This is a genomic window from Pseudanabaena yagii GIHE-NHR1 (genome assembly GCF_012863495.1).
Classification (GTDB): Bacteria; Cyanobacteriota; Cyanobacteriia; order Pseudanabaenales; family Pseudanabaenaceae; genus Pseudanabaena; species Pseudanabaena yagii.
Genome location: NZ_JAAVJL010000001.1, coordinates 1812698 through 1835495, shown reverse-complemented (window position 1 = coordinate 1835495; position 22798 = coordinate 1812698). Strand labels below are relative to the sequence as shown.

Annotated in this window: 28 protein-coding genes; 15 read left to right on the top strand and 13 right to left on the bottom strand. The window is 43.0% G+C overall.

The features are described 5' to 3' along the window. Positions 1-2 precede the first annotated feature (2 nt). The 4 genes from HC246_RS08480 (at position 3) to HC246_RS08465 (ending at position 2664) form a co-directional block, all read left to right on the top strand. Positions 3-1055: a cysteine hydrolase family protein gene (locus HC246_RS08480; RefSeq protein ID WP_169363000.1), complete on the top strand. Its 1053-nt coding sequence runs from the start codon at positions 3-5 to the stop codon at positions 1053-1055. 27 nt (positions 1056-1082) lie between these two features. After that, positions 1083-1244 carry a hypothetical protein gene (locus HC246_RS08475; RefSeq protein WP_169362999.1) on the top strand — a complete coding sequence of 54 codons (162 nt, stop codon included), beginning with the start codon at positions 1083-1085 and terminating at the stop codon, positions 1242-1244. Positions 1245-1267: 23 nt separating this feature from the next. Beyond that, positions 1268-1780 carry an opioid growth factor receptor-related protein gene (locus tag HC246_RS08470; RefSeq protein ID WP_169362998.1) on the top strand — a complete coding sequence of 171 codons (513 nt, stop codon included), beginning with the start codon at positions 1268-1270 and terminating at the stop codon, positions 1778-1780. Positions 1781-1890: 110 nt separating this feature from the next. After that, positions 1891-2664: a hypothetical protein gene (locus tag HC246_RS08465; protein WP_169362997.1), complete on the top strand. Its 774-nt coding sequence runs from the start codon at positions 1891-1893 to the stop codon at positions 2662-2664. Positions 2665-2706: 42 nt separating this feature from the next. Here HC246_RS08465 and HC246_RS08460 read toward each other — a convergent pair whose 3' ends face one another. Continuing rightward, positions 2707-4185 (bottom strand): BCD family MFS transporter, encoded by a 1479-nt coding sequence (locus HC246_RS08460; protein ID WP_169362996.1) that lies wholly within the window; start codon positions 4183-4185, stop codon positions 2707-2709. Positions 4186-4394: 209 nt separating this feature from the next. Here HC246_RS08460 and HC246_RS08455 point away from each other — a divergent pair, with 209 nt between their 5' ends. After that, a complete protein-coding gene (locus tag HC246_RS08455; protein WP_169362995.1) occupies positions 4395-4865 on the top strand; it encodes an ankyrin repeat domain-containing protein in 471 nt (156 codons plus the stop codon). Positions 4866-4888: 23 nt separating this feature from the next. On the opposite strand, the gene HC246_RS08450 is transcribed toward HC246_RS08455, so the two are convergent. Both HC246_RS08450 and ykgO read right to left on the bottom strand, forming a co-directional pair. Continuing rightward, positions 4889-5482 (bottom strand): PAP/fibrillin family protein, encoded by a 594-nt coding sequence (locus tag HC246_RS08450; protein ID WP_169362994.1) that lies wholly within the window; start codon positions 5480-5482, stop codon positions 4889-4891. A 75-nt stretch (positions 5483-5557) separates the two neighbouring features. After that, the gene (ykgO, locus tag HC246_RS08445) at positions 5558-5683 is read right to left on the bottom strand and encodes a type B 50S ribosomal protein L36 (RefSeq protein WP_126385240.1); all 126 of its coding nucleotides are present in this window, start codon (positions 5681-5683) and stop codon (positions 5558-5560) included. A gap of 309 nt (positions 5684-5992) precedes the next feature. Here ykgO and HC246_RS08440 point away from each other — a divergent pair, with 309 nt between their 5' ends. The 4 genes from HC246_RS08440 to HC246_RS08425 all read left to right on the top strand — a co-directional run bounded on the left by HC246_RS08440 (position 5993) and on the right by HC246_RS08425 (position 11323). Next, positions 5993-7117, top strand: a complete 1125-nt coding sequence (locus tag HC246_RS08440) for a glycosyltransferase family 4 protein (protein ID WP_169362993.1) — start codon at positions 5993-5995, stop codon at positions 7115-7117. A 78-nt stretch (positions 7118-7195) separates the two neighbouring features. Further along, complete coding sequence (hsdR, locus tag HC246_RS08435) at positions 7196-9544, top strand: EcoAI/FtnUII family type I restriction enzme subunit R (protein WP_211167654.1); 2349 nt, start codon at positions 7196-7198, stop codon at positions 9542-9544. 6 nt (positions 9545-9550) lie between these two features. Then, positions 9551-10975: a class I SAM-dependent DNA methyltransferase gene (locus HC246_RS08430; RefSeq protein WP_169362991.1), complete on the top strand. Its 1425-nt coding sequence runs from the start codon at positions 9551-9553 to the stop codon at positions 10973-10975. A 60-nt stretch (positions 10976-11035) separates the two neighbouring features. Continuing rightward, on the top strand, positions 11036-11323 hold the full coding sequence (locus tag HC246_RS08425; protein ID WP_211167653.1) for a hypothetical protein: 288 nt from the start codon (positions 11036-11038) through the stop codon (positions 11321-11323). A gap of 88 nt (positions 11324-11411) precedes the next feature. Here HC246_RS08425 and HC246_RS08420 read toward each other — a convergent pair whose 3' ends face one another. Both HC246_RS08420 and HC246_RS08415 read right to left on the bottom strand, forming a co-directional pair. Further along, entirely contained in the window at positions 11412-11774 is a 363-nt protein-coding gene (locus HC246_RS08420; RefSeq protein WP_169362990.1) for a DUF5615 family PIN-like protein, read from the bottom strand. Then, positions 11771-12010, bottom strand: coding sequence for a DUF433 domain-containing protein (locus HC246_RS08415; protein ID WP_169362989.1), 240 nt, complete (start codon positions 12008-12010; stop codon positions 11771-11773). Before HC246_RS08415 ends, HC246_RS08420 begins: the two co-directional genes overlap by 4 nt. Positions 12011-12267: 257 nt before the next feature. Here HC246_RS08415 and HC246_RS08410 point away from each other — a divergent pair, with 257 nt between their 5' ends. Together HC246_RS08410 and HC246_RS08405 are read left to right on the top strand one after the other, a co-directional pair. Then, positions 12268-13914, top strand: a complete 1647-nt coding sequence (locus HC246_RS08410; protein ID WP_169362988.1) for a restriction endonuclease subunit S — start codon at positions 12268-12270, stop codon at positions 13912-13914. 60 nt (positions 13915-13974) lie between these two features. Next, on the top strand, positions 13975-14313 hold the full coding sequence (locus HC246_RS08405) for a hypothetical protein (RefSeq protein ID WP_169362987.1): 339 nt from the start codon (positions 13975-13977) through the stop codon (positions 14311-14313). A gap of 137 nt (positions 14314-14450) precedes the next feature. On the opposite strand, the gene HC246_RS08400 is transcribed toward HC246_RS08405, so the two are convergent. From HC246_RS08400 to HC246_RS08375, 6 genes are read right to left on the bottom strand one after another with little or no spacing between them, the layout of a single operon-like run. Next, positions 14451-15980, bottom strand: a complete 1530-nt coding sequence (locus tag HC246_RS08400) for a hypothetical protein (RefSeq protein ID WP_169362697.1) — start codon at positions 15978-15980, stop codon at positions 14451-14453. After that, positions 15977-16759 carry a hypothetical protein gene (locus HC246_RS08395; RefSeq protein ID WP_169362698.1) on the bottom strand — a complete coding sequence of 261 codons (783 nt, stop codon included), beginning with the start codon at positions 16757-16759 and terminating at the stop codon, positions 15977-15979. The genes HC246_RS08400 and HC246_RS08395 overlap by 4 nt, the downstream gene beginning before the upstream one ends. 7 nt (positions 16760-16766) lie before the next feature. After that, the gene (locus tag HC246_RS08390; protein WP_169362699.1) at positions 16767-17132 is read right to left on the bottom strand and encodes a hypothetical protein; all 366 of its coding nucleotides are present in this window, start codon (positions 17130-17132) and stop codon (positions 16767-16769) included. 2 nt (positions 17133-17134) lie between these two features. Continuing rightward, a complete protein-coding gene (locus tag HC246_RS08385; protein ID WP_169362986.1) occupies positions 17135-17593 on the bottom strand; it encodes a hypothetical protein in 459 nt (152 codons plus the stop codon). Between the two features lie 56 nt (positions 17594-17649). After that, positions 17650-18009 (bottom strand): hypothetical protein, encoded by a 360-nt coding sequence (locus HC246_RS08380; RefSeq protein WP_169362985.1) that lies wholly within the window; start codon positions 18007-18009, stop codon positions 17650-17652. Positions 18010-18015: 6 nt separating this feature from the next. Then, positions 18016-18390 (bottom strand): hypothetical protein, encoded by a 375-nt coding sequence (locus HC246_RS08375; protein ID WP_169362702.1) that lies wholly within the window; start codon positions 18388-18390, stop codon positions 18016-18018. Positions 18391-18639: 249 nt separating this feature from the next. Between HC246_RS08375 and HC246_RS08370 the strand changes: the two genes are divergently transcribed. Further along, on the top strand, positions 18640-19236 hold the full coding sequence (locus tag HC246_RS08370; RefSeq protein ID WP_169362703.1) for a tyrosine-type recombinase/integrase: 597 nt from the start codon (positions 18640-18642) through the stop codon (positions 19234-19236). Here the strand turns inward: HC246_RS08370 and HC246_RS08365 are convergent. Continuing rightward, positions 19216-19749 (bottom strand): hypothetical protein, encoded by a 534-nt coding sequence (locus HC246_RS08365; RefSeq protein ID WP_169362984.1) that lies wholly within the window; start codon positions 19747-19749, stop codon positions 19216-19218. The genes HC246_RS08370 and HC246_RS08365 overlap by 21 nt on opposite strands. Before the next feature lie 59 nt (positions 19750-19808). After that, on the bottom strand, positions 19809-20048 hold the full coding sequence (locus tag HC246_RS08360) for a helix-turn-helix transcriptional regulator (RefSeq protein ID WP_169362983.1): 240 nt from the start codon (positions 20046-20048) through the stop codon (positions 19809-19811). A 396-nt stretch (positions 20049-20444) separates the two neighbouring features. Here HC246_RS08360 and HC246_RS08355 point away from each other — a divergent pair, with 396 nt between their 5' ends. From HC246_RS08355 to HC246_RS08345, 3 genes are all read left to right on the top strand, one after another. Then, the gene (locus HC246_RS08355; RefSeq protein ID WP_169362706.1) at positions 20445-20663 is read left to right on the top strand and encodes a hypothetical protein; all 219 of its coding nucleotides are present in this window, start codon (positions 20445-20447) and stop codon (positions 20661-20663) included. Next, positions 20650-21252: a hypothetical protein gene (locus tag HC246_RS08350; protein ID WP_169362982.1), complete on the top strand. Its 603-nt coding sequence runs from the start codon at positions 20650-20652 to the stop codon at positions 21250-21252. Before HC246_RS08355 ends, HC246_RS08350 begins: the two co-directional genes overlap by 14 nt. 209 nt (positions 21253-21461) lie before the next feature. Next, positions 21462-22694, top strand: coding sequence for an IS110 family transposase (locus tag HC246_RS08345; protein ID WP_169362981.1), 1233 nt, complete (start codon positions 21462-21464; stop codon positions 22692-22694). Positions 22695-22798: the final 104 nt, after the last annotated feature.

Sequence of the window (22798 nt, the reverse complement as noted above, 5' to 3'; positions counted from 1 at the left end):
AAATGACTACTCAAATTGTTACCCAACTTCCCATTCCCGCATTCTTCGACCGCCACAAAGTCGGCTCAGTATGGCGCGTTCCTTACCATGATCGGGCAAACCAAGCCGAAGCATGGGCGAAACAACATGGTATTGCGCCTGCGGCAAAGGATCGTAAGAAAATTTGTTTGATGGCGATCGATGTGCAGAATACCTTTTGTATTCCTGACTTTGAGCTATTTGTCGGTGGACGATCTGGCACTGGTGCGATCGAGGACAATGTGCGGCTGTGCGAATTTATCTATCGCAATCTCCACCACATCAGCGAAATCGCGCCCACAATGGATACCCACACCGCGATGCAAATTTTCCATCCTATTTTTTGGGTGAATGATGCAGGTGAACACCCGATTCCTAATGCTACTTCGATTACTTTAGAAGATGTGCAGCAAGGTAAGTGGAAAGTAAATCCTGCGATCGCCTATAGTCTCGCCAAAGGTAACTACATGGCAATCCAGCGTCACGCCTTGCATTATGTGCAGAAACTTAGCGATGACGGCAAATTCCCCTTAACAGTTTGGGCATATCACTCCATGCTCGGCGGTATCGGTCACGCACTCGTATCTTCTGTTGAAGAAGCAATGTTTTTTCATAATATTGCAAGGCATAGCCAGACTAACTTTGAGATTAAAGGCGGCAATCCTCTCACTGAGAATTATTCGGTATTGCGTCCTGAAGTAATGGATGGAGCCGATGGCAGACCGATCGCCCAGAAGAATACGCGCTTTTTGCAAAAGTTATTGGAATTTGATGCCGTAATCATTGCAGGTCAAGCCAAGAGCCATTGCGTAGCATGGACAATTCAAGATCTGCTTAGCGAAATCCTTGCTCACGATCCTAAACTTGCGAAGAAGGTCTATCTACTTGAAGATTGCACTTCGCCTGTGGTCGTTCCCAATATTGTGGACTACACCGATCAAGCTGATACTGCGTTTCAACGCTTCGCAGATGCAGGTATGCACTTGCTGAAATCCACGACTGCGATGGAATCTTGGGCAGATCTCAATCTTGCTTAAAGCGATATCTAACAAGAGGTTAATCTTATGATGAGTATCAATTTGGACTATGAAACAGAAAAATATCTAGTGGCAATCCTTGCGAAAGAAAATACTACCAGTTCGGAATTGATTGAACGTTTGCTCAGAGAATATTTGGAATCCATTCAACCCAAGAAAGGATTTTTTGAGCGCCTGTTATCTAGCTAAAATCTAATTATGAGGTGTAGTCTATGAACGCTTTGCTCTCTTTTTATCGTGGTGAATCGGCTAATCCTGAAGGACGCAAACTCGAAGATATTTGGATTTGGCAGCGCGATCGCCTTGAAAATGTGCATAACTACATTCAATGGCTATTTCCCCTTCCCGAACCGAGCAAATTTAGCGCTAATGCTCCTATCCTTGATGAATCTGTAATTGCCGCATTTCTTGCTGACAAAGAACTTCGCAAAAATTTGTATCGTTCCTTCAAGTTATTACTTGATTTTTATGGTTTACAATGCGTCACTTCTCAAGAGTTAGGAGTACAAATTACCAAAGCAGCCAACTTTGATTCACGCCGACAATATTGGCTCCGCCCAATGAACCATAACCATCTGAGAATTACCCGTATTCTCCGCAGTCTTTCCCTTTTAGGTTTAAAAGCCTATGCCAAAGCATTCCTAGCCTGTTTGCAAGAACTCTATCGAGAAAATCCTAAAGCGATCGATCCCAAGACAATGGAATTTTGGACAAAAGCAGTTTAAAAAAGGAAAAAGGAAAAAGGGGAAAGGGGAAATTCCCCTAATTGTCAATCAGCTAAGAGCTAAAAACTAAAAGCTAAAAGCCAATCACCAATTACCAATCACCAATCACCATGACAAACATCAACGACCTCTTCCAATCTGCATTAGATGACGGAACCCTTTCCAATGAATCTTTGCAAGCATTGACAGTTTATGACCTCGGCGCACAAATCCAAGCTGGGCTTGGCATCCGTGTTGATGATGTCATGTCTAGCGAAGTCATGCTAGTGACGATTATGCCCGATGATTCTGGTTCGATTCAATATGCTGGAAATGCTCAAGCAGTGCGCGGCGGACATAATTCTGTTATTGATGCGCTGACTTCTTCGCAGCAACAGGATAATATTCTCATTTACAATCGTTATTTGAATGGAACTATTCTCTATCCCTACTGCCCGATCACACGGGCAATCAGGATGGACACTAAAAACTACTATCCGAATAAAGGTACACCTCTTTACGAGCAGACAGTGGTACTATTAGGTACGGTATTAGCGAAAGCGCAGGAATTTTCGGATAATGGTGTGCCAGTGCGTACCGTGACTCTGATTATCACCGATGGTGATGATTGCAGTTCAACCAGACATTCAGCGAAAGATGTGGCAGCGATCGCCCATGATATGTTGCGGATGGAGAATCACATTATTGCGGCAATGGGTATTGATGATGGTTCTACTAATTTCCGACAAGTATTTAAAGAAATGGGAATTCGTGATGAATGGATTCTTACTCCTGCCAATAGTGATGCTGAAATCAGAAAAGCCTTTCAAGTCTTTTCGCAGTCGGCAATGCGAGCTAGTCAGAGTGCTGCTAATTTCAATTCTCTTGGAGGATTTGGTGGTTGACTTCGACTTCGCTCAGTCAGCGCTAACTGAGCGAGGTCGAAGTTAATCAATTTCGTTGGCGAATACTGTTGCGATCGCCTGTTTCGCATCGGTGCGAAATTCTTGGACATTCACCCGACTGAGGAACCATACTGCAAGAATCATCACTGAGGCTTCGCAAACAAACACAAAACTATAGGCTAAGGTGCTGGAATCACTAAAGATTTTTTTGCCAATATCCAGCACTACGCCGCCTGTGACTGTCGCTAGTCCTCTAGCGATCGCCTGAGATAATCCCCAAGCGCCAACGAAGGTTCCCGCTGTTTCGGCGGCTGTCAGGTCAAGCATGAGACTCAATGCGCCCGAAGTTGTAATCCCTGAAGCAAAGCCAAATAGAGTGAGGGAAGCTTGTAAAGCCCATGTCTTTTGGATAAAGCCAGATACTAATAATAGAGCGCAGCTTGCAGCAACGAGATAGCATCCTAATCTCGTAGATTTCTCTTTACCGAGTTTGGGAACAATTAAAAATCCTGAGGAACTTAGACCAATCAAAGTACCCGTTCCGAAGGCGGCATTAAGTTGAGTTGTCGCGCAAATACTCATACCGAATACTGCACCGCCAAAGGGTTCCATAATCGCATCTTGCATAAAAATACCAATGGTCATCATCAGCAAGAAGGAGAAGAATAATCCCGTTTGTTTGCTGGCAGTCAAAACCTGTAAAGCTTTGCCAAGACTGAGTTTATCCTCAGTTGCAGTTGTTCCATTAAGAATATGATTTTGAGCAACCCGTAATTTGTAACGGGAATATTTTTGTTCAATGCCATAGGTCGCAGCAAAGGAAAGAGCGACCACTGCGGTCGGAATAATCACAAATACGGTATTAATTGCTTTTTGGAGTTGGGCAAGGCGATCGCCATTAGCATAAATTGAAATTTCGTTGGGCGGCGCACCTGTGCAGGGCAAGAGTTTTGAGACTGCGATCGCCCCAATTACGATTCCCACCATCAGCATCGACCAGACGATACCCACTAATTTGGAGCGTTCCTCTTCATCAGAGATATCCACTAACAGAGCTGCAAAGGGAGTGGAACTAAAACTAATTGCCATGCCATAGATGGCAAACATTGCACCTAAAGCGATCGCCCATCCATAGGTCATGCCATTCCAGCCAATCTCATGGACACTGCGCCCTAATTGCCACATCACCTGTGTAGTCCAAAAGGCAATTATCGCGAACACCACCGCCCCAATCCAAACATAGCCCGATCGATGGGTTCCAAAAATAGTTTTAGCATCGGAAGTTTGTCCAAACCAAACGCGAGCTGGCGAAACAAACAGAGGCATAGCAATAAAGGCAGCAGCAAGGGTAGCGGGAATCGTTAATTCATTAATCATCAGCCGATTGAGTAACCCTGCAATCAGCAAAGACATAATTCCCAAACCCATCTGAAATAGCCCAATCCGAAACATTTGGAGTAACGGTAGTTTTGGTGGTCTTACCTCTAAATCTACATCAGCGATATCTACTTGGTTATTCATGGTTGGATATCTTGCCAGCTTGAAATAAAAATTTAATAAAAAAGCTATTATCTCAAACTTCCGCAGAATTGCGCTAGGCGATCACGAAACCATTATCTAGACTCTAACCGATGCTAATAGCTGATTGTCCTATGTGCTTTGGGGATAAACCGATGAACTCTGTTATAAGAAACTCCCATTTTTGTATAGCTCTAACTCTTGTTCTTTGCTTGAGCAACCAGATCAATACATCTGTCTATGCGGGTGAAGTACCTAATGGTGTATTTAATAAGCAGGTTAAACAGGAATCCATTAAACAAAATGTTAATGCCCAGCTATTAATTGCGGCGCAGAATGGAAAGACTGCTGAGGTGCGATCGCTAATTTCCCAAGCCACCGATGTGAATGTTCGTGATGAATATGGCTGGACACCAATATTATGGGCAGCGATGAATGGACATACCGATGTGGTGCGAGTTTTGCTAGCTGCGGGCGCAAATCCGAATACACGCAACAAGTATGGCTGGACTCCCCTCATGTGGGCAGCAGGACAAGGCTATGGCGAAATTGTGCGATCGCTAATTGCCTCAGGCGCAAGACTAAACGCTCAAGATCGCAATGGCTGGACAGCAATCATGTGGGCATGGGATGGCAAGCAAGAGGAAACCGTAGCAATTTTACGAAGCGCTACCCGTGAATAAAAAAGAGGGCTTTGCCCTCTTTTTTATACTTTTCGTAAAACGAATAAATTTCCTTCGTTACCGCGACCGATTCGTAAATCTTGATCGATATAAGTTGTTTCCAGCCAGCCCTTTTGATCTTCGCGCTTGATTTTGAAATCGATCGCTAATAATTTCTTGGGCGATCGCAAAGTATCAATAAAGCTATTCACATCCTGATAGCCCACTAAAGTTTGAGAACCAGCTACTAATCGCTCAAAATTTACCTTAACCCGTTTCTCATTTACTACAGAGAAATTGGCACAGACACTTACTAATCCGCCCAATAGTGGCAAACCCTTAATTTCCGCAACATTAAAGATCTTGCCTTCAGCTACACGCAAGCACTGATAAATATTGCCTAGTTTATAAAGCGGGAAGCGATCGATCCCTAACAACTCTTGGCTGGTCGTAAATAGCAACAACCAATTCCCATCTAACAATTCAGGGCTTTGGGTTGGTGCAGGCGTGGGGTTTAACTCTTCAAGATAGGCAACCGCTGAAAAAATTGCTTTGCGCTGATCCTCAGTCATACTCAAACCGCGATTCACAGGGGCGATCGCATTGAGGAGATTTGCTTTGCGAGTAGTACTAGTCATATGCCTATTCTACAAAAAAAGAGATATCGCTTAGCGATATCTCTTTTTTTATGATAAATAACGACAAGTCGTTGATTATCCTTGACGAGCTTTGAACTTTGGGTTTGTCTTACAAATGACATATATTCTGCCGCGACGACGTACAACTTTGCAGTCCTTATGGCGAGTTTTTGCCGATCTGAGGGAGCTAACAACTTTCATGGATTAATCCCTAACGTTTACTTATGATGAAAATTTTTCACACGGCTTACAATTCTAACATGATTTTGGGCACAAGTCCGAAACCCTAATTTTAGGGAGATGCTTCTCACGCATTCAATTAAGTAGCTAGGCGTAATAAAAAAACAGAACCAAAATCTGTGGCGCACGCTGCGCGTGCGCCACAGATTTTTGGGTTTTATATTTAATTGCCCCAGCTACTTATGAGGTTTAAAGTGTGCATTTATCCAATCCAATGCTATGCTTGCAGCATAAATTTGCCCAACCTCAATATTAAATTTTATTCTTGTAATGCTGCATCCAACTGCCATTCCTTACTTGGTCGCCTTTGCAGTATCTGCGATCGTGGTGTGGCTGAGTACGCCGATTATTCGCTATTTCGGACTCAAAGCAGGATTAGTAGACAAGCCTAACCATCGCAAGATGCATACAACGCCTGTAGTGCGTGTTGGCGGCGTAGCGATTTTTATAGGAAGCGTTACCGCTCTATTATTGGTTTGGGCTGGCGGATATTTTGGGATCTTGCCACAAACTAGAGAATACGAAGTTTGGGGTGTCACGATTGGTGGCGCAGCCTTTTTCTTAATTGGTTTTGCAGATGATTTATTTAACCTGCCACCATTACCGCGCTTAATTGCTCAGTTAGCCGTATCCGCTGCCGCTTGGCGTGTTGGCGTGCGTATTGACTTTATCTCAATACCATTTTTGGGAATTATCAAGTTTGGTTGGTTTAGCTTACCGATCACGATGGTGTGGCTATCGGGCATGGCAAATGCGATCAATTGGTTGGATGGTTTGGATGGACTTGCCGCTGGTGTAACCACGATCGCTGCTGCCGTAATTTTAATCACCAGTCTATTTATGAATCAACCTGCGGCGGCTTTGATTGCGGCGGCGCTTGCGGGTGGATGTTTAGGATTTTTGCGCTATAACTTCAAACCCAAAAGTTCGGCGGAAATTTTCATGGGGGATGGCGGCGCGTACTTTTTGGGCTTTACTCTCGCGGGGGTCAGTGTGATTGGTTTAGTCAAGGCTGTGGCAACGGTTGCCCTAATTATGCCCTACATGATTCTGGCTGTGCCAATTGTGGATGCGACGGCAGTAATTTTGCAGCGTATTGGTAGAGGTGAGTCACCAATGACGGCAGGTAAGCAGCATTTGCATCATCGCCTAGTTCAGGCAGGTGTATCAAAGCGTCTCACAGTCCTATTTATTTATGCGCTGACTCTCTGGGTGGGCAGTATTGCGATGGCGGTGTCGGGAATGCCTGCGGGCGGAACCTATGCAGCGATTAGTACTTTGTTGATGGTCTATGCTTGTTGGAAGGTGTGGCAAAGAATTAGAGCTAAGGAATTGCGATCGCAACAAGAGAAATCCGCTCAATCTGCTCAAGCCTCTCAACTGAGTGAGCACTAAAATAAAGCTAGAATAAAGCTAAAATAAAAGAGAGTCACTGCTTAGCCGTGACTCTCTTTTTTAAGATTGGCTCAAGTGATGACTAGCACTAATAAAAAATCCTTCAGTGAGAGGGATATTTGCACTAAATTCATTACGCCAGCTTTGCAGAAAGCGGGATGGGACTTGCTCGAACAAATTCGCGAAGAGGTGACACTGACTCAGGGGCGGGTATTTGTGCGCGGCAAGGGGATGACCATGCGTGGCGATCGCAAAAGAGCGGATTATCTCCTTTCTTACAAACATAATTTGCCCTTGGCTGTGATTGAGGCAAAGGATAATAACCATTCTGTGGGGGCGGGAATGCAACAGGCGATCGCGACGGGAGCCTTGATCGATGTGCCATTTGTGTATTCATCGAATGGGGATGCTTTTTTAGAGCGCGATCTGAGTAATCCTGAACGAGTTACGGAGAGGGAAATTGCGCTAGATGCTTTTCCTTCGCCAGAGGAGTTGTGGTTGCGCTATTGTGTGGCTAAGGGGATTACGAACGAACTTCAGCCATTGGTGGAGCAGAGTTATTATCCCAGTGCCGATCGCCGACAGGCGCGATATTACCAGACGATCGCGATTAATCGCACGGTGGAAGCGATCGCTAAGGGACAGAAGCGAATTTTGTTAGTCATGGCAACGGGAACGGGTAAAACTTATACGGCTTTTCAGATTATTTGGCGATTGTGGAAAGGCAAGAAGGCAAAGCGGATTTTGTTTTTAGCCGATCGCAATATTTTGATCGACCAAAGCAAAAATAATGACTTTCAGCCCTTTGGTGGCGCGATGACCAAAATCAAAAAGCGGCAAATCGATAAGTCCTACGAGATTTATTTGGCGCTATATCAGGCGATTACGGGTAATGAAGAAGACAAGAATATTTATAAACAATTTGCGCGGGATTTTTTCGATCTGATCGTGATTGATGAATGTCATCGGGGTAGTGCGGCGGAAGATTCGGCATGGCGGGAGGTGTTGGAATATTTTTCTAGTGCGACGCAGATCGGCTTGACGGCTACGCCCAAGGAGACGGAGGATGTCTCGAATATCGATTATTTTGGCGAACCGATTTACACCTATTCGCTGAAACAGGGCATTGATGATGGCTTTCTTGCGCCCTATAAGGTGATCAAGATTGATTTGGATCGGGATTTGGATGGATGGCGACCCAAATTAGGACAGCGTGATAAGTATGGCAACTTGATCGAGGATCGGGTTTACAACCAGAGGGATTTTGATAAAACTTTAGTGCTGGAGGAGCGCACGCTGTTAGTGGCGCAATTGGTGACGGACTATCTCAAATCCACTGATCCCTATGCCAAGACGATCGTATTTTGTGAAGATATTGACCATGCGGAACGGATGCGACAGGCGCTAGTGAATGCCAATGGCGATCGCGTCAAGGAAAATGCCAAGTATGTAATGCGAATTACGGGGGATAACGATGAGGGTAAAGCACAGCTAGATAATTTCATCGATCCTGAACAGCGCTATCCCGTAATAGTGACGACTTCGGAGCTTTTGACGACGGGTGTAGATGCGAAGACTTGCAAATTGATTGTGCTAGATCAGCGCATTCAGTCGATGACGAAGTTTAAGCAAATCGTGGGCAGGGGAACTCGCATCGATGAGGAACATAACAAGCTGTTCTTCACGATTATGGATTTCAAAAAAGCGACAACGCTATTTGCCGATCCTGAGTTTGATGGCGATCCTGTGCAGATTTATGAACCACAGCCCGATCAGCCTGTTTCGCCGCCTGAGCCTGTGAACTATGACGATGATGATTTTGCCGAAAATCAGCGTGTTTCCGAAAGGCGCGATCGCTATGTGGTGGCGGGCGAATCGGTGGATGTGGTGGCGATCCGCGAGCAGTATTTGGGTAAGGATGGCAAATTATTAACTGAGGCGATTCGGCTCAAGGCTTCGCAAGCGATTCAAGGTAAATATGGCACGATCGCTTCCTTTTTGCGACGTTGGCAAGAACTGGAACGCAAAGGGGCGATCGCTACGGAATTAGAGGAGCTAGGAATATCGGTAGCGATGCTCGAAAATGAGGTGGGTCAAGAGTTTGACCTATTTGATTTGATCTGTCATGTTGCCTTTGACCAGCCGCCACTAACTCGCCGCGAACGGGCTGCCCAAGTGCGAACCCAAATGCAAAAGCAAAACTATTTTGCGAAGTATGGCGATCGCGCAAGGCAAGTTTTGGAAAAGCTCTTAGAGAAATATGCAGATTCTGGAATTGAGGAGATTGAGAAGCTCGACCTGCTGAAAGTGCCACCATTTACGGAGTTTGGTAAACAGTTGGAAATTGTGCGACTATTTGGTGGTAAGCAGGGATATTTTCAGGCGATCGCTGATTTAGAAAATGCTTTGTATCAGGAGGTTAGTTAATTCACAATGTCTATAAGTACTACTGTTAAAGCAATTCAAGACATCATGCGGAAGGATGCGGGTGTGGATGGGGACGCACAGCGCTTGAGTCAGTTGGTGTGGATGATCTTTTTGAAGGTGTTTGATGCGCGAGAAGAAGAATTGGAACTGGATGATGATTATAAATCGCCGATTCCTGAAGCTTTGCGTTGGCGGACTTGGGCGATCACTGAGGATGGGATTACGGGCAGTGAATTATTAGATTTTATTGATCGCCAGTTGTTTCCGACCTTGAAGGGGTTAGTGGCGAAGGCGGATGAACGGGGGCGCATGGTGGGGCGTGTGTTTGAGGATGCCAATAACTATATGAAAAATGGCACGCTGATCCGTCAGGTGATCAATAAACTGAATGCGATCGATTTTAATAAGCAGCAGGATCGGCATCAGTTTGGTGATATTTACGAAAAGTTATTAAAGGATTTGCAGGGGGCTGGTAATGCGGGTGAATACTATACGCCCCGTGCAGTGACGCAATTTATTGTGGATATGGTGAATCCCAAGTTGGGCGAGGTGGTGCTCGATCCTGCCTGTGGAACAGGTGGCTTTTTGACCTGTGCCTTGGAGCATTTACGCCAGCAGTCACAATCGGCGGAGGATGTGGTGACTTTGCGCGAGACGGTGCGCGGTGTGGAGAAAAAGCCTCTGCCCTATCACCTTTGCATTACCAATTTGATTTTGCATGATCTCGATTTGCCAAGATTAGAGCATGACAATACGCTATCCCGTCCGTTGCGCGATTACAGCAATCGCGATCGCGTGGATATCATTATCACTAATCCACCCTTTGGCGGTATGGAGGAGGATGGGATTGAGAGCAATTTCCCTACGGCATTGCGAACTCGCGAGACTGCGGATTTGTTTTTGGTGTTGATTATGCATTTGCTCAAGGATGGCGGACGTGGGGCGGTGGTGCTGCCCGATGGCACCCTCTTTGGTGAGGGTGTGAAGACAAGGATTAAGGAGAAGTTGCTGGAGGATTGCAATTTACATACGATCGTCCGCTTGCCGAATGGGGTATTTAATCCCTATACGGGCATTAAGACAAATTTGCTATTTTTTACGAAGGGTGAGCCGACTAAGGAGATTTGGTATTATGAGCATCCCTATCCGTTGGGTGTGAAGTCCTATAACAAAACGAAGCCGATTCATATTAGTGAGTTCGATCGCGAAAAGTCTTGGTGGGGCGATCGCGTGGAAAATGAGCTTGCTTGGCGAGTAAGTATTGAGGAGATTCGGGCAAATAATTACAATCTCGATATCAAGAATCCCCATGAGGCGGAGGTTAATCATGTGGATTTTGAGGATCTGTTGGCGGATTATGCGTCGTTGATGGCGGGTTTGAGTGAGACGAGAAATGCGTTGAAACAGGAGCTTATGGAGTCATTAAGTTAGCGGTTGGTGTAGATTGATCTGACGGAGTACTATAGCTAGGAGGTGGATAAATAAAGCATTATGAAAAATACTCGTTACATAACTGCAACTGTTTTAGATGGCAATCGCCTTGAGATTGAAACACCTGATTTACCGATTGGGCAAACGATTGAGGTGATTCTAGTAATTCCTGAAACTTTACAGGCTTCTCTTACGCTGAGCGATCGCTATGCTTTTTTGAAACTGCCGATCGCTGAGCGTCAAAAGGTTTTGAGTATGCAGGCTGAGGCGATGATAGAGCATTATGAAAATAATACTGAATGGAAAGATCTGATGACGGGTGACATTGTTGAATATTCAGAGCCCTGAGGGACAAAGCATTTCCGCAGAAATTGATAAATTCTAAGATAATTTTAATTTGGCAATGCTTTACCCAAATCTCGCTTTTTGGGTGAGATTAAATTGGTAAGTGCCTTAGCCGATAACGTTCGTCAGAGACTACGATTACGGCTCCTGTAATTAATTCTTCAGAACAGCTTTCTAGAATGGTTTGCAATCGTTTAAGTACAAACTGTGGAGATGTATTTTTGAGGCGAAAGATAATGACACTGGGTAGATCTGCCTGACTAATTGCCATTAATTCACCAAAATCAAGGTCAAAAGTTAGGATGATTCGATTTTCTAATCTTGCTTTCTCAACAATTAAAGGATCGGGTAAACGTTGCAATTCCTCATCTCTAAGGTGTTTTGCGTCAAAGCCCATTTGACAAAGAGCTTTGACAACTGTTTGTGAAACTCCCATGTCTGCCAGAATTTTCATGCACTGATTCCAGCAAAACTACGAACTTCTTCATCGGCTAAAAACGCGGCATATAAAAGACTTGCTTTGATGTCTTCTACCTCAAGATCGGGATATTCGTTTAAGATTTCCATTGTTGTTAACCCGTTAGCAATTAGGCTGAGAACTAGTGAAACTGTAATTCGCATTCCTCGAATACAGGCTCTACCGCCCATGATCTGTGAGTTGAAGGTAATCCGATCGCTGAACTTTTGCATGACTTTAGCTGGTTAGCAATTTGTAAAGTTTGCTAATGATAAAATAGCATTTTAAGCATGACATTGATGCGATCGCGTCTTGTGGATAAGCTTGACCAGTCTAAGAACCGAAGTAATTTTTTACCTAAGACAGGAAAACTATAAAATGCACAGATCCCCGACTTTTTCTTTGCTTGGTAAAGATAATCTATGATTGTGTAGAAAAAGTCGGGGATCTCAATCTCTGCTTTTTGAATTGGTTAATGCTTGGTTACTGAATGGATATCGCTGATACTTTTTTTAAACAATTTGAGATTCTTGCGGATGCGCCTAATGCTGTGCCGAAGTTACGTGAGTTGATTTTGCAGTTGGCTGTGCGCGGTAAGCTTGTCTCTCAAGATCCAAATGATGAACCTGCTTCTGTTTTGTTAGAGAAGATTCAAAATCAAAAGAAAGATGTAGTTATAAAAAAATCAAAACAACCAGATGAGGAGAATTACAGTTTGGGTAATTTACCTGATAGTTGGATGTGGTCAAACTTATACAGTATAGGAATTATTAACCCTCGAAATAATTTTTTAGACGAAGAAAGCGCTTCATTTATCCCAATGAATTTAGTTCCTCAAACTTTAGGAGGAAAGCTTAGATGGGATGTGAAAAAGTGGGGTGATATTAAGAAAGGATTTACACACTTTGCTGATGGAGATGTAGTTTTAGCTAAGATAACTCCTTGTTTCCAAAATGGGAAAGCGGCTGTAATGCGCGGTTTAGAAAATGGGATAGGAGCAGGTACAACTGAGCTATTAGTTTTTAGACCTACTAAAGATTTAATTTGTCCTGAATATGTACTAATTCACTTTAAATCACCAATATTTGTTGACAATGCTATTCCTAGACTGACTGGTACAGCAGGACAAAAAAGAGTTCCTACTGACTATTTTGTTTATAGTCCATTCCCACTTCCTCCGCTTAATGAACAGAAGAGGATTGTGGAGAAGGTTGATAAATTGATGGAGTGGTGCGATCGCTTAGAAAAGCAACAGCAACAACGCCGCGAAACCTGCATAAACCTCAATCGTGTCGCTTTAACCCAACTAACCACTGCAAAAACTACTGACGAATTTAGCGATCGCTGGCAAAAAGTCCACGACAATTTCGACCTGCTCTACAGTCTCCCCGAAAATGTCTCCCAACTCCGCCAATCAATTCTCCAATTAGCCGTAATGGGCAAACTAGTCAAACAAGATTCAAATGATGAATCTGCTCTTTCTATGCTTAAAAAGCAAAATCCAAAAATAGATAAGAATAATTATTTTTTTTCTATCCCTCAAAACTGGATACTAGCAAAATTGGAAGATTTAGGTGATTTCATAGGTGGAGGAACTCCATCAAAATCAAATCTTGAATTTTGGAATGGAGATATACCTTGGATTAGCCCAAGAGATATGAAAAAAGATTATTTGTATAGCGGATTGCATTTTATTACTACAGAAGCGCTTAAAGAATCTACGGCACAGATAATTCCAAAATCTTCTTTACTTATAGTTGTTAGAGGCATGATTCTAGCGCATTCATTTCCAGTAGCAATATCAATGCAACCACTATCTATAAATCAAGACATGAAAGCTCTCAAACTATCTAATAATGAGGCTGCTGAATATTTATTGATAGCTTGTAAAGCTCTAAAGTGCTATTTTCTTGCTAAAGTTGCAAGATCCTCACATGGCACTTGTAAGCTAGATTCAAGAGATTTAACTCAGTTTCTTGTTCCTATTCCTCCACTCAAAGAACAAAAACGCATAGTTGCGAAAGTTGAGGAAATGATGAGACTTTGTGATGGATTGGAAGCAAAGCTCAAGGATGCAGAAACAAATCGGCAAAAACTACTAGAATCAGTTATCCGTCAGGTCTTGAGCCAAATTTGAAACCAGCCAAATCGATATGTATAGATATAATATTTATAAGCTCATTACAAGCACAAGCAAATGACTTGGACAGATGAAAGGCTCGATCGCTTTGCCGAAAAAGTAGACACTTTAATTGATGGCATGAATCAGCAAGGAACACGCATAGACAGCCTTGTTAGGTCAATAGATCAACTCATACAAGCTTTTTACCTAGAAATCCCCACACTCAAAGCCGAGATTAATAGTGCCGTCGAAGAAGCAAGGGAAACCAGAGAAGTCCTTGATGCCAAATTTGATCGCATTTCCGCAACAGTCGAACGTCAAGCGATCATATCCGAACAACAAGCAGTAGCAGCCACCCAACAAGCCGAAAGCATCCGACTACTCATCGACATGCTCAATCGCAAACAAGCCTAAACTTTTATCTTTTTAAGTAGCTAAAAAACAAAACCTGTGGCGCACGCTGCGTGTGCGCCACAGGTTTTGTTTTTTAATAGTACTTACTACTTACCCTTTACTTTAAAACCAGACGTACACGGAATCCCCAAAAAGGACTAGGGGGCATTGACAACAGTATTAAAAGCATCTGTATACCACTGGTTAAAGTTTCCAGCACATTCAGGGTGATTTAGATAATCCTGTGATGATGCCAATTCAGCTAATTTATCTTGTAATGCTGTTTCTAGATTCCAACCAACAGATTTAAAGTAGGTTGCATCATTGGTTCCCCAAGTGGTGTACTGCTCTTGATAAGTCGTACAGTCAAAGGAATATGCACAGCTACCATCATCAATAGTTGCAAGAGGGTTGTAATTTAGAGCGTTTGGATCGGTACAACCATAGAAATCTGTTGATGGACTGCAATCATAAAGCTGCACAGATTTGAAAGAGCGATCGCTACCACACCCGCCAAATTCAACCACAGATACATCAACCAAACCGCCTGAATCGAAAAGCTGTACAGATTTGGATGAGCGATCGCTACCACACCCCGTAAACTCAACCACAGATACATCAATAGACTGACAATCAAAACTACAGCTACCATCATCAACGGTTGCATCAGGGTTGTAATTAGTCGCATTTGGATTAGTACACCCATAGACAGGGTAAATACAACTCCCGTCATTAATATTCGCGTTAGGGTTGTAATTAGTTGCTAAAGGATCGGTACATCCGTAATGAGGACAAAGCGGATCATCAGGAAAAAGAGAGCAAAACTCAGGAGGAGGAGGAGGAGGGGGGATTGGAGTGCAAGGGGGAATGAAATAGGAGGGTAGTGTACCCTTCTGAACTCTTACCCCGTTGACTGTGTTATATGAATCGGTTGTATCAGTTTCTTTTATTATTTCGACGGATGGCGAATTAGTCCAAAAACCCTGACCGTCAGCATATCCCGCTATTGGTGGTGTTACAAACTTAGTCCCATTAAGTTCCGTGACGACAAACTCAGTTTCAAAAACAAAGACGTTGTTATATAGAATCACCTGCCCCAAGTAATTCTTTTTGATAATTCCGAAATCATTAGCAGCTCTTTCTCTGGTATAACCTGCGGGGCATTTATCAAACAGCTTAGGCGGCGAGGGTGGCGGAGGTGGAGTATCGGGGGGACATGGTGAGCATTCGCAGTTCTCATACCACTTTTGATAAAGCCAAAACCCAACAATTTTATCTAGGATTTTTGTTGAATTTCCCTGCAAAATATCATTTGCAGTAAAAAAGTAATTGAGAATGGGAACTAATTCCGCTATGAACTGAAACACATCCTGATAAGTGATGTCATCAGGCAAAGGGGGCGGGTTTTTGGCGCAAAACTGACTAACATCAATTTGCCCCGTTATTTCATCGATAACGATTTCAAAACCCTTTTTAGCAACCTTTTTGAGAATATCGCCAAACACCTGATCAGCATTTTGTAAATCAGGATTAAGTGAAGCTACTTTTTTAATAGCGGCTGGAACTACATCCAACAATCGACACAGATTACCCTCTAATCCAAAGAGAGCGCAAAGCACACCTATATCAACGGGATTAATAAAATCTACAGCCCCGCTTTGTTTCTGAGAGCCACACTGACAAGTCATATTGACCTCATAAATTTGACTGTCGCGGTAACTTGATTGCTAAGGTATAGAGAACCGTAGCGACGATAAACACCTGATAAATCCGATAAATCAAACCATTGACTTTTATATTCAACTTTCTTGTCAGAATTCCAGTAAACATTATCGGAACCTTCTGTTTTAAATCCCGTACTAAGAGTTCCTAAAAGTGAGTAGTATTTCTCTAGATTGCTATCACTGCTATTAAATCTTTTACCGTACCAATCAGGAATATTAGCCGCAATAATTACCAAGCTTTCGGCATCATAAGGTATTTGAAAACTCGCTGAAGCGCTTAAAGATATCGTGCCGTATAAATATTGTTTTTTCCTATTTAGCCGTTTTTTAATTTCTTCTAAAAGAATCTCTTTGAGGAAATCAATAATCAAGCTTGCAATGAACTTAACGGGTGCTTTATAACCAACCAAAATAGCAATTAACTTAGGTAGCCAAACTAAAGCACCGCCGTTAGGATAGGGAATAATACTGTTGTCGCCTAACGCTTGCACATACTCATTTTCAATGCTTTGAATAACCGTAAATGTTGCGCTAATCGCTTCATTTACTTCTTGTTGAGCTTGTGATATTTCTTGTAGAGAATCTGGATTATCAAGCTGTATTGATGGCGGATTCCAACTGTTATCTAAAATGGTTACATTGTATAAAACTGATGATTGAGCATCACTACCAAGATTGCAGAATTTATCATAAATATCTGCAATCTTAGAGTAAATATCTTGGAGTGTTTCAAGCTGTGACATCAGTAAACTACATCTCTATCCCAGAATTTTCTGAGTACCAACGTTCATCAATAGTGCTGTAATGCTTTTCCTGGATAGGTTGGGTTAACAATCCTCTTAGGCGTTCGGTTTCCTCTTCGCCTAGTACTTTGCGTTGGAGCTGTGCAACGCGCTCATCGACTCTGACATAGAACTTAGAAAGCTCATCAAGTCTATGATCGTGGGCTGAAAGTGTATCAGAAACAGAATCAAATTCTGTTTCCAACTTTTTACCTAAATTATTAGTATCTTTTTCCAGTGCTGCTAGTCTTGCGTCACGCTCACCGAAGGCGTAGACAACACTCAAGACAGCGATCGCAAATGTTGCGATCGCTATTAAATCTTGAATGGGCATATCTACACCTTAACTTCGTTGACTTTCTGGATGATTCTGTATTCAGCGCTTGCTGTGCCATCCCAACTATGATTGATCGTCATGGTTGTGAATGGCTGAACTAGACCGCCTAAAGGGTCGTATTCTTGCAATTGCTGAAATTGTTCAAGAGTCAGAATTGGCACTTCTAAACGCCGTTTTAGTTTGGTTCCAAAACACGCTGAACTTGTACCATTTGTAATCAATTCCAGAACAACATGACGGGGATGAATCCCATACTCATTTTTATTCTTATTGAGTTTGATATGTGCAGGAATCCTTGGAGCGCTAACATTTTGCGTCTCATTGATTTTTGCCGCCGATGTCCCAACATTGTAAGTATCCAAACTTACTTTCATTAAAGCGGCGATACCTAACACACCATTGCCATCTTTGAGTTCAACCTCATAGGCAAAATCTTGTTTTTGAATGCCTCTAGCCATTTTGCTTTATCTCTGTCTACTAATTTATTTACTTACTTTTTACAAACTTGTTAATGCTAACGCATTTGTTCACTGACGATACTGCCTACAATCCATTGACGACCGTTAACAGTTATCTCAGAGCCTGCAGGTGGTGTGGTTGCAGGATCGAGAACGATTACGCGCTTTGTAGTCTGTGAAGGTGGCAATAAACAGCCTGTGCTTGCTGCCGTAGACTTCAAAGTTAAAATGCAATGTCTAGGTTTACAGCCAACAGCCTTAGCATTTTTGGAAAATTCAAAAGTAATATTTTCGGTCGGTGTGCCCGTTGGCGCTGCGCCTCTAACGCTTGCCAGTTCAGCACTATCATCTGTACGAGCATAGAAAATATTGCCTTTATCGGTCTTATATTTATATCTACTGGTTCCGCTTGCCATAGTTATTTAGGGGCTATCGTTTTGGTACGTGTCGATGAGCTTGGCGGTATATTTGGCGCGTTCAGCCTTTCGCTCACCAATTGTAAAAGTCTGCATACTTCCGTCTTGGTAATCTCTTAACTGAATTGTGCTTTGTGAGCCTGTCCATAATGGGGCGGTAACAGATTGGCAGATAATATCCCGTTTAATTGGTCTGGTTGGATGATGAGCAATTACATATCGTGGCTCTATATTTCTGGGTAAATACGGTAAGCCTAGATCTGATGATGTAATAGCTGTGAATCCCGTTCCAGTCGTCAAACAGTTGGATTTATCAAGTCTAAGTAGCCATGAATTTCCTTTGTTATCTGTGTATTTAAAATCTGCTAAACTACCTGCCATTTTTTGGATGTCCTCGCGGCGTTAAATGAAATTAAATTGCACCGCGCCATTGTACTTACCTTGTCAAGTCATGCTGTATTTTTGCCTGTGCAGCTCGGCGGCGCAATTTCGCGGAAATAGATAGAAATGAGAAGATAGCTAAACGGCTGATTGCTATACGGGGAGAGACTTTATAGGTATAGTAAGGGGTGGGTGGTAACTTCTATCTCTCACTTATTTATCATTTCATTCTTTAAGTGAGAGGTTTGAATGGGGAAAAATTGCCGCAATGGTCAAGCTGAAATTTTAGATGATCGGGAATTGGATCGGATTTTTCGCCATCTTATCTCGCGTGAGCATAAATTATTTTTCACCATTGCCAGATACACGGGTGAGCGTTTCGGTGCGATCGCTCAATTGCGGGTTAGTGATGTTTATGACGATCATTGCAAACCACTCCAAGAAATTACTTTTCCCGCGTCGATTCGTAAAGCGTCCCCTGATGGTTCCCGCTCTACGCGCCAAATGATTTGTTATGAGCGTTTGGCTGATGGTCTGGCAGCACAGCGCCCAAAAAGTTGCGATCGCTTCTGGTTGTTTCCATCGTCTATCAAAACTGGTCAGCCTATAACTTGGTCTGCTGCGGATAAGTGGTTACGCGCTGCCGTCGAAAGAGCGGGGCTTGAGCATCGTGGTATTTCTGGGCATAGTCTGCGCCGATCATTCATCACCAAGCTCTATGAGTCTGGTATGGATATTCACGCAATCCAACAAATTACAGGTCATAAGTCGATCTCTGTGCTGCAAAAGTACATCGGCAAAAATCCCGCGAAATTGAAGGAGGCTTTAGGCGCTATCTTTGCCTAGATACTTTTTGCCGATCGCCACACATATTTCTTTGGCACTTTTCCCCCCGGTCCACATGGCTGTAATTTTCTCGGTTTGCTTTTGGGGGATGTGGTGGTGTCGATAAACCCCCTTTGCATCGAGGTAGACATATCGCTGATATTTGTAGAGTTTCCCGTTGCGTCCTTTGGCTTGATAAGTCTCGATTGTCCCGTGTTTTCTAGGGTTTAACTCTGTTTCTGGGATATCTGCCATACCGTCAAATATCCCAGAAACATCTACATCGATGTCATTATTACCAACGCGATCGCCTATCTCAATTTCGATGGGCATCACTGCCTGCGTGTGGTGATCGCTTTTCCCATTTCCCGCCCGTTCCTCTGGTAACTGGTCTAGTCGTATTTTCCCTATGACTTCCGCAAATTTGGCGATCGCTTTTTCTTCTGTGTCTGCCACGGCTATCTTAAATCGTGGCAATATTTCCAGAACGTTCTGGGGTGGTAAGTCTAAAACACTTAGCTGTAAGGCTTCCATACTTTTCTATGGCGGCGCAACGCGCCGCTAGTTTGGGCGATATCCAGTGCGCTTTAAGGTTAATCTGAATTTTTCTGAATTTGATGTTTACCAAAATCATCTGGTAATTCATCCAGTGTTATTCCTAGAGCTTTGCATAAGTCTTTAGTTTGCCTTGGAGAAAGCCTTGGGTGTGCAAGTCCGTTTTCCCATTTATGAATAGTGGTTTTAGACACTCCAAGAATTTTCCCTAATTCTGCCTGAGAAATATTTCTATATCGCCTTAACATAGCTAACTCTGAATCTAAATCATCATTCATATTGTATAACTGAAATTATAATTTGACTAACTACAGTTGACATATGTATAACTAGAGTTATACTAATTACCATGACGAAAAGCGGCGTTTAACTAGAACATAGTTAAACACCGCCCCCGTTAGTATTAAGCCAATTGTCGCAAGTCATATATATCACGGTCTAGAGATTCCCTATCCATTAGGTAGTCGTGATTTTTATGCGACTTGTTTCTTACACCAATCTAAAACCTATATGCCTTACGAAATACCGCCTAACTCTCAAGGTTCGTTTTGTGCTGGTTGCAAAGCTCGGATTTTCTGGGCAAAAACTGAAGCGGGGAAGTGGATACCACTGAACACCGATAAGTCACCACACTTTTCAACCTGTCCCCAATCCAAACGATTTAGAAAACCAAAATGCTAAAAGGTCAACCCATCATGCACCCAATCGGACGTTATTGGAGTTCCCGTACTCACCCTATGCCCGCTAATACTGAAGCATGGATCGAGCGCTTACCGATGGCGCAAAAAATGCAGCTTGCATCTGCACTGATGCAGCAATGCTGCACTGTTTTCCAAAATGCATCAACTCTCTCAATCCTCAAACCTACTATTCAAGGAGATGACGCTTCATGATGTCCGAACCGTTCAAACCATTTTAATCAACGATCGCTCTAGTGCCTTGATCAATTTCATTGATGCTAGCCAATTTACCGAGAGCGAGTTAGTCGATGTTTATCTCGGTATGTGCGATCGCCTAAAGCATCTCATTGAACTCAAACCGACTATGAGTTTTGAGATTCATCAGCCTTCACCAGAACTCACAAATGAGACAGTGAAAGGGCTTATGCAAGACTTAAACACCGATGAAAAATTGTTGTTTGAGGTTGAGCCACTTGAGGCTTATATGATTTTGGGCATGATGCAGGCGGCGATCGTCTCGTTGGGTATACCTGAAAACCTTGAAAAGTTCGGACGGAAGTTTATCAAAGCATTTTGCGATCGCTATCGGATTATGTTCCCTGATGTTGTTAAAACTCTTGAGATGGGTTGGACAACCTGTATGACATCAGAAGAGTTTGACGATCTAATCGATTCTGATGAAAACGAGCTATCTGTTGAAGACTTTCTAGGTAGTGGTGTCTTGATTCGTGTTGGTAATGATTTCCAGATGCCTGATATACCAACTCATTTTCCAGATGACTATGTAGACGACTTTGCCTAGACGACTCAGCAACGGGCGCGGCTTAAACTCCGCGTCGCTTGCTGAGTGTGTCCAAAGCACTCGGCATAGAGAGTCGGTTTATACACGGAATAAAGCCTAAGAGCTTCCACAATTCACAAACCGACTCTCTATTTACCTACAGAATGAATGAAGCCATAAGCGCTTATGGGTGATTCCTAGGTCTAACAAACATAATCACTCGCGACATCATGAATATCATCGGTTTAGACGTTGGTCGTAACAACGTCACTGCCTGCTTGTTGACTGGATATCCAGATCAACCGCTTAAGCATTTCCAAAATATCAAAAAAGACATTATCAAATGTCAAGCTGATTCTATTGGAGTACAGAGATTACTTGATCTAAAACCTGATGGCGTGGTCATGGAGCCTACAGGTATTTGGTATAGCAATTTTTGGAAACACCTTGCCGAATTTCACAAAATCCCGATCTATTGGATTGGTCACGGTGACTTAGCAAATCAACGCGGCGCGTATGGTTTCAAGAACAAAACTGACCCCGAAGACGCTTATTGCTTAGCACTGACTTACTTTGACGATCGCTTTGTCGATGTCCACGGGAAAAAGCGATACCTAGAATTTGAGACAGGTAAAGTCGCTTTGGTTCGTGACTGGTTCTTTGAATGTGAACAGCTTGATAAACTTCTGAACTCATTGATTAATCAATGCCGTCAAAGATTGACTATGGAGTTTCCAGAAATTGCACAGACGGATTCAAGAGTATCCCAGAAATTAGGCTACGCCCCTATGTGGGGATATGTAGCAGGAATTAGAGAATATGCTGCTATCAAGAAACTTTACGAAAAAAGCGCCGCCCGTGCCATTGGTATCGAGATTAGTGAATACACCAAAGAACACGCTAAGAAGATCTGCGAACTGCAAAAACAACTCGATAAAAAAGAGCGTGACCTTGCTCTACTCATGCAATCCGATGAGTTTGCACCATACATCAAAATCTTTAAAAAGTTTGGCTTTGGACTGCGTAACCAAGCCTTGCTACTTTGCCAGTGCTACCCGTTTGAGCGCTTCCTACTCGACGGTAAGCCATGGGTAGATTACGAGGATGGCATCAATAAACAGGGCGTGCCAACATCCCAGAAACGTCACCGATCGCTCAGAAGTTTTCAGCTATTCCTAGGACTTGGATACACTGAAAAACAATCAGGTGATAAGCGGATTAAAGCTCTGGGAGGTTCTGAGGTCACTAGAGCTAGTCTCTATGCTTGGACACTTACCAGCGTCTTACCAGCCCGTCGAGAAACATCATGGCTAGGTAAAAAACTAAATGAGGTTCGCGGGGATGGTTGGACACTCAAGGGTTTAAAAGAATCTAAGATTTCTGGCAAACAAAAAATAATCAGAATCCTGTTCAAAGTAGTTAGAATGCTTTTCTATGAGCTTTGCAAAGAATTGACTTCGTAATTTAAAGCGATCGCAAAAACTGCGATCGCTTTTTTCATGGTTGGAAAATTATCCTAGAATGAATTGTGATAACTTAGAGTACTGCAAACAACATTTTAGAGATA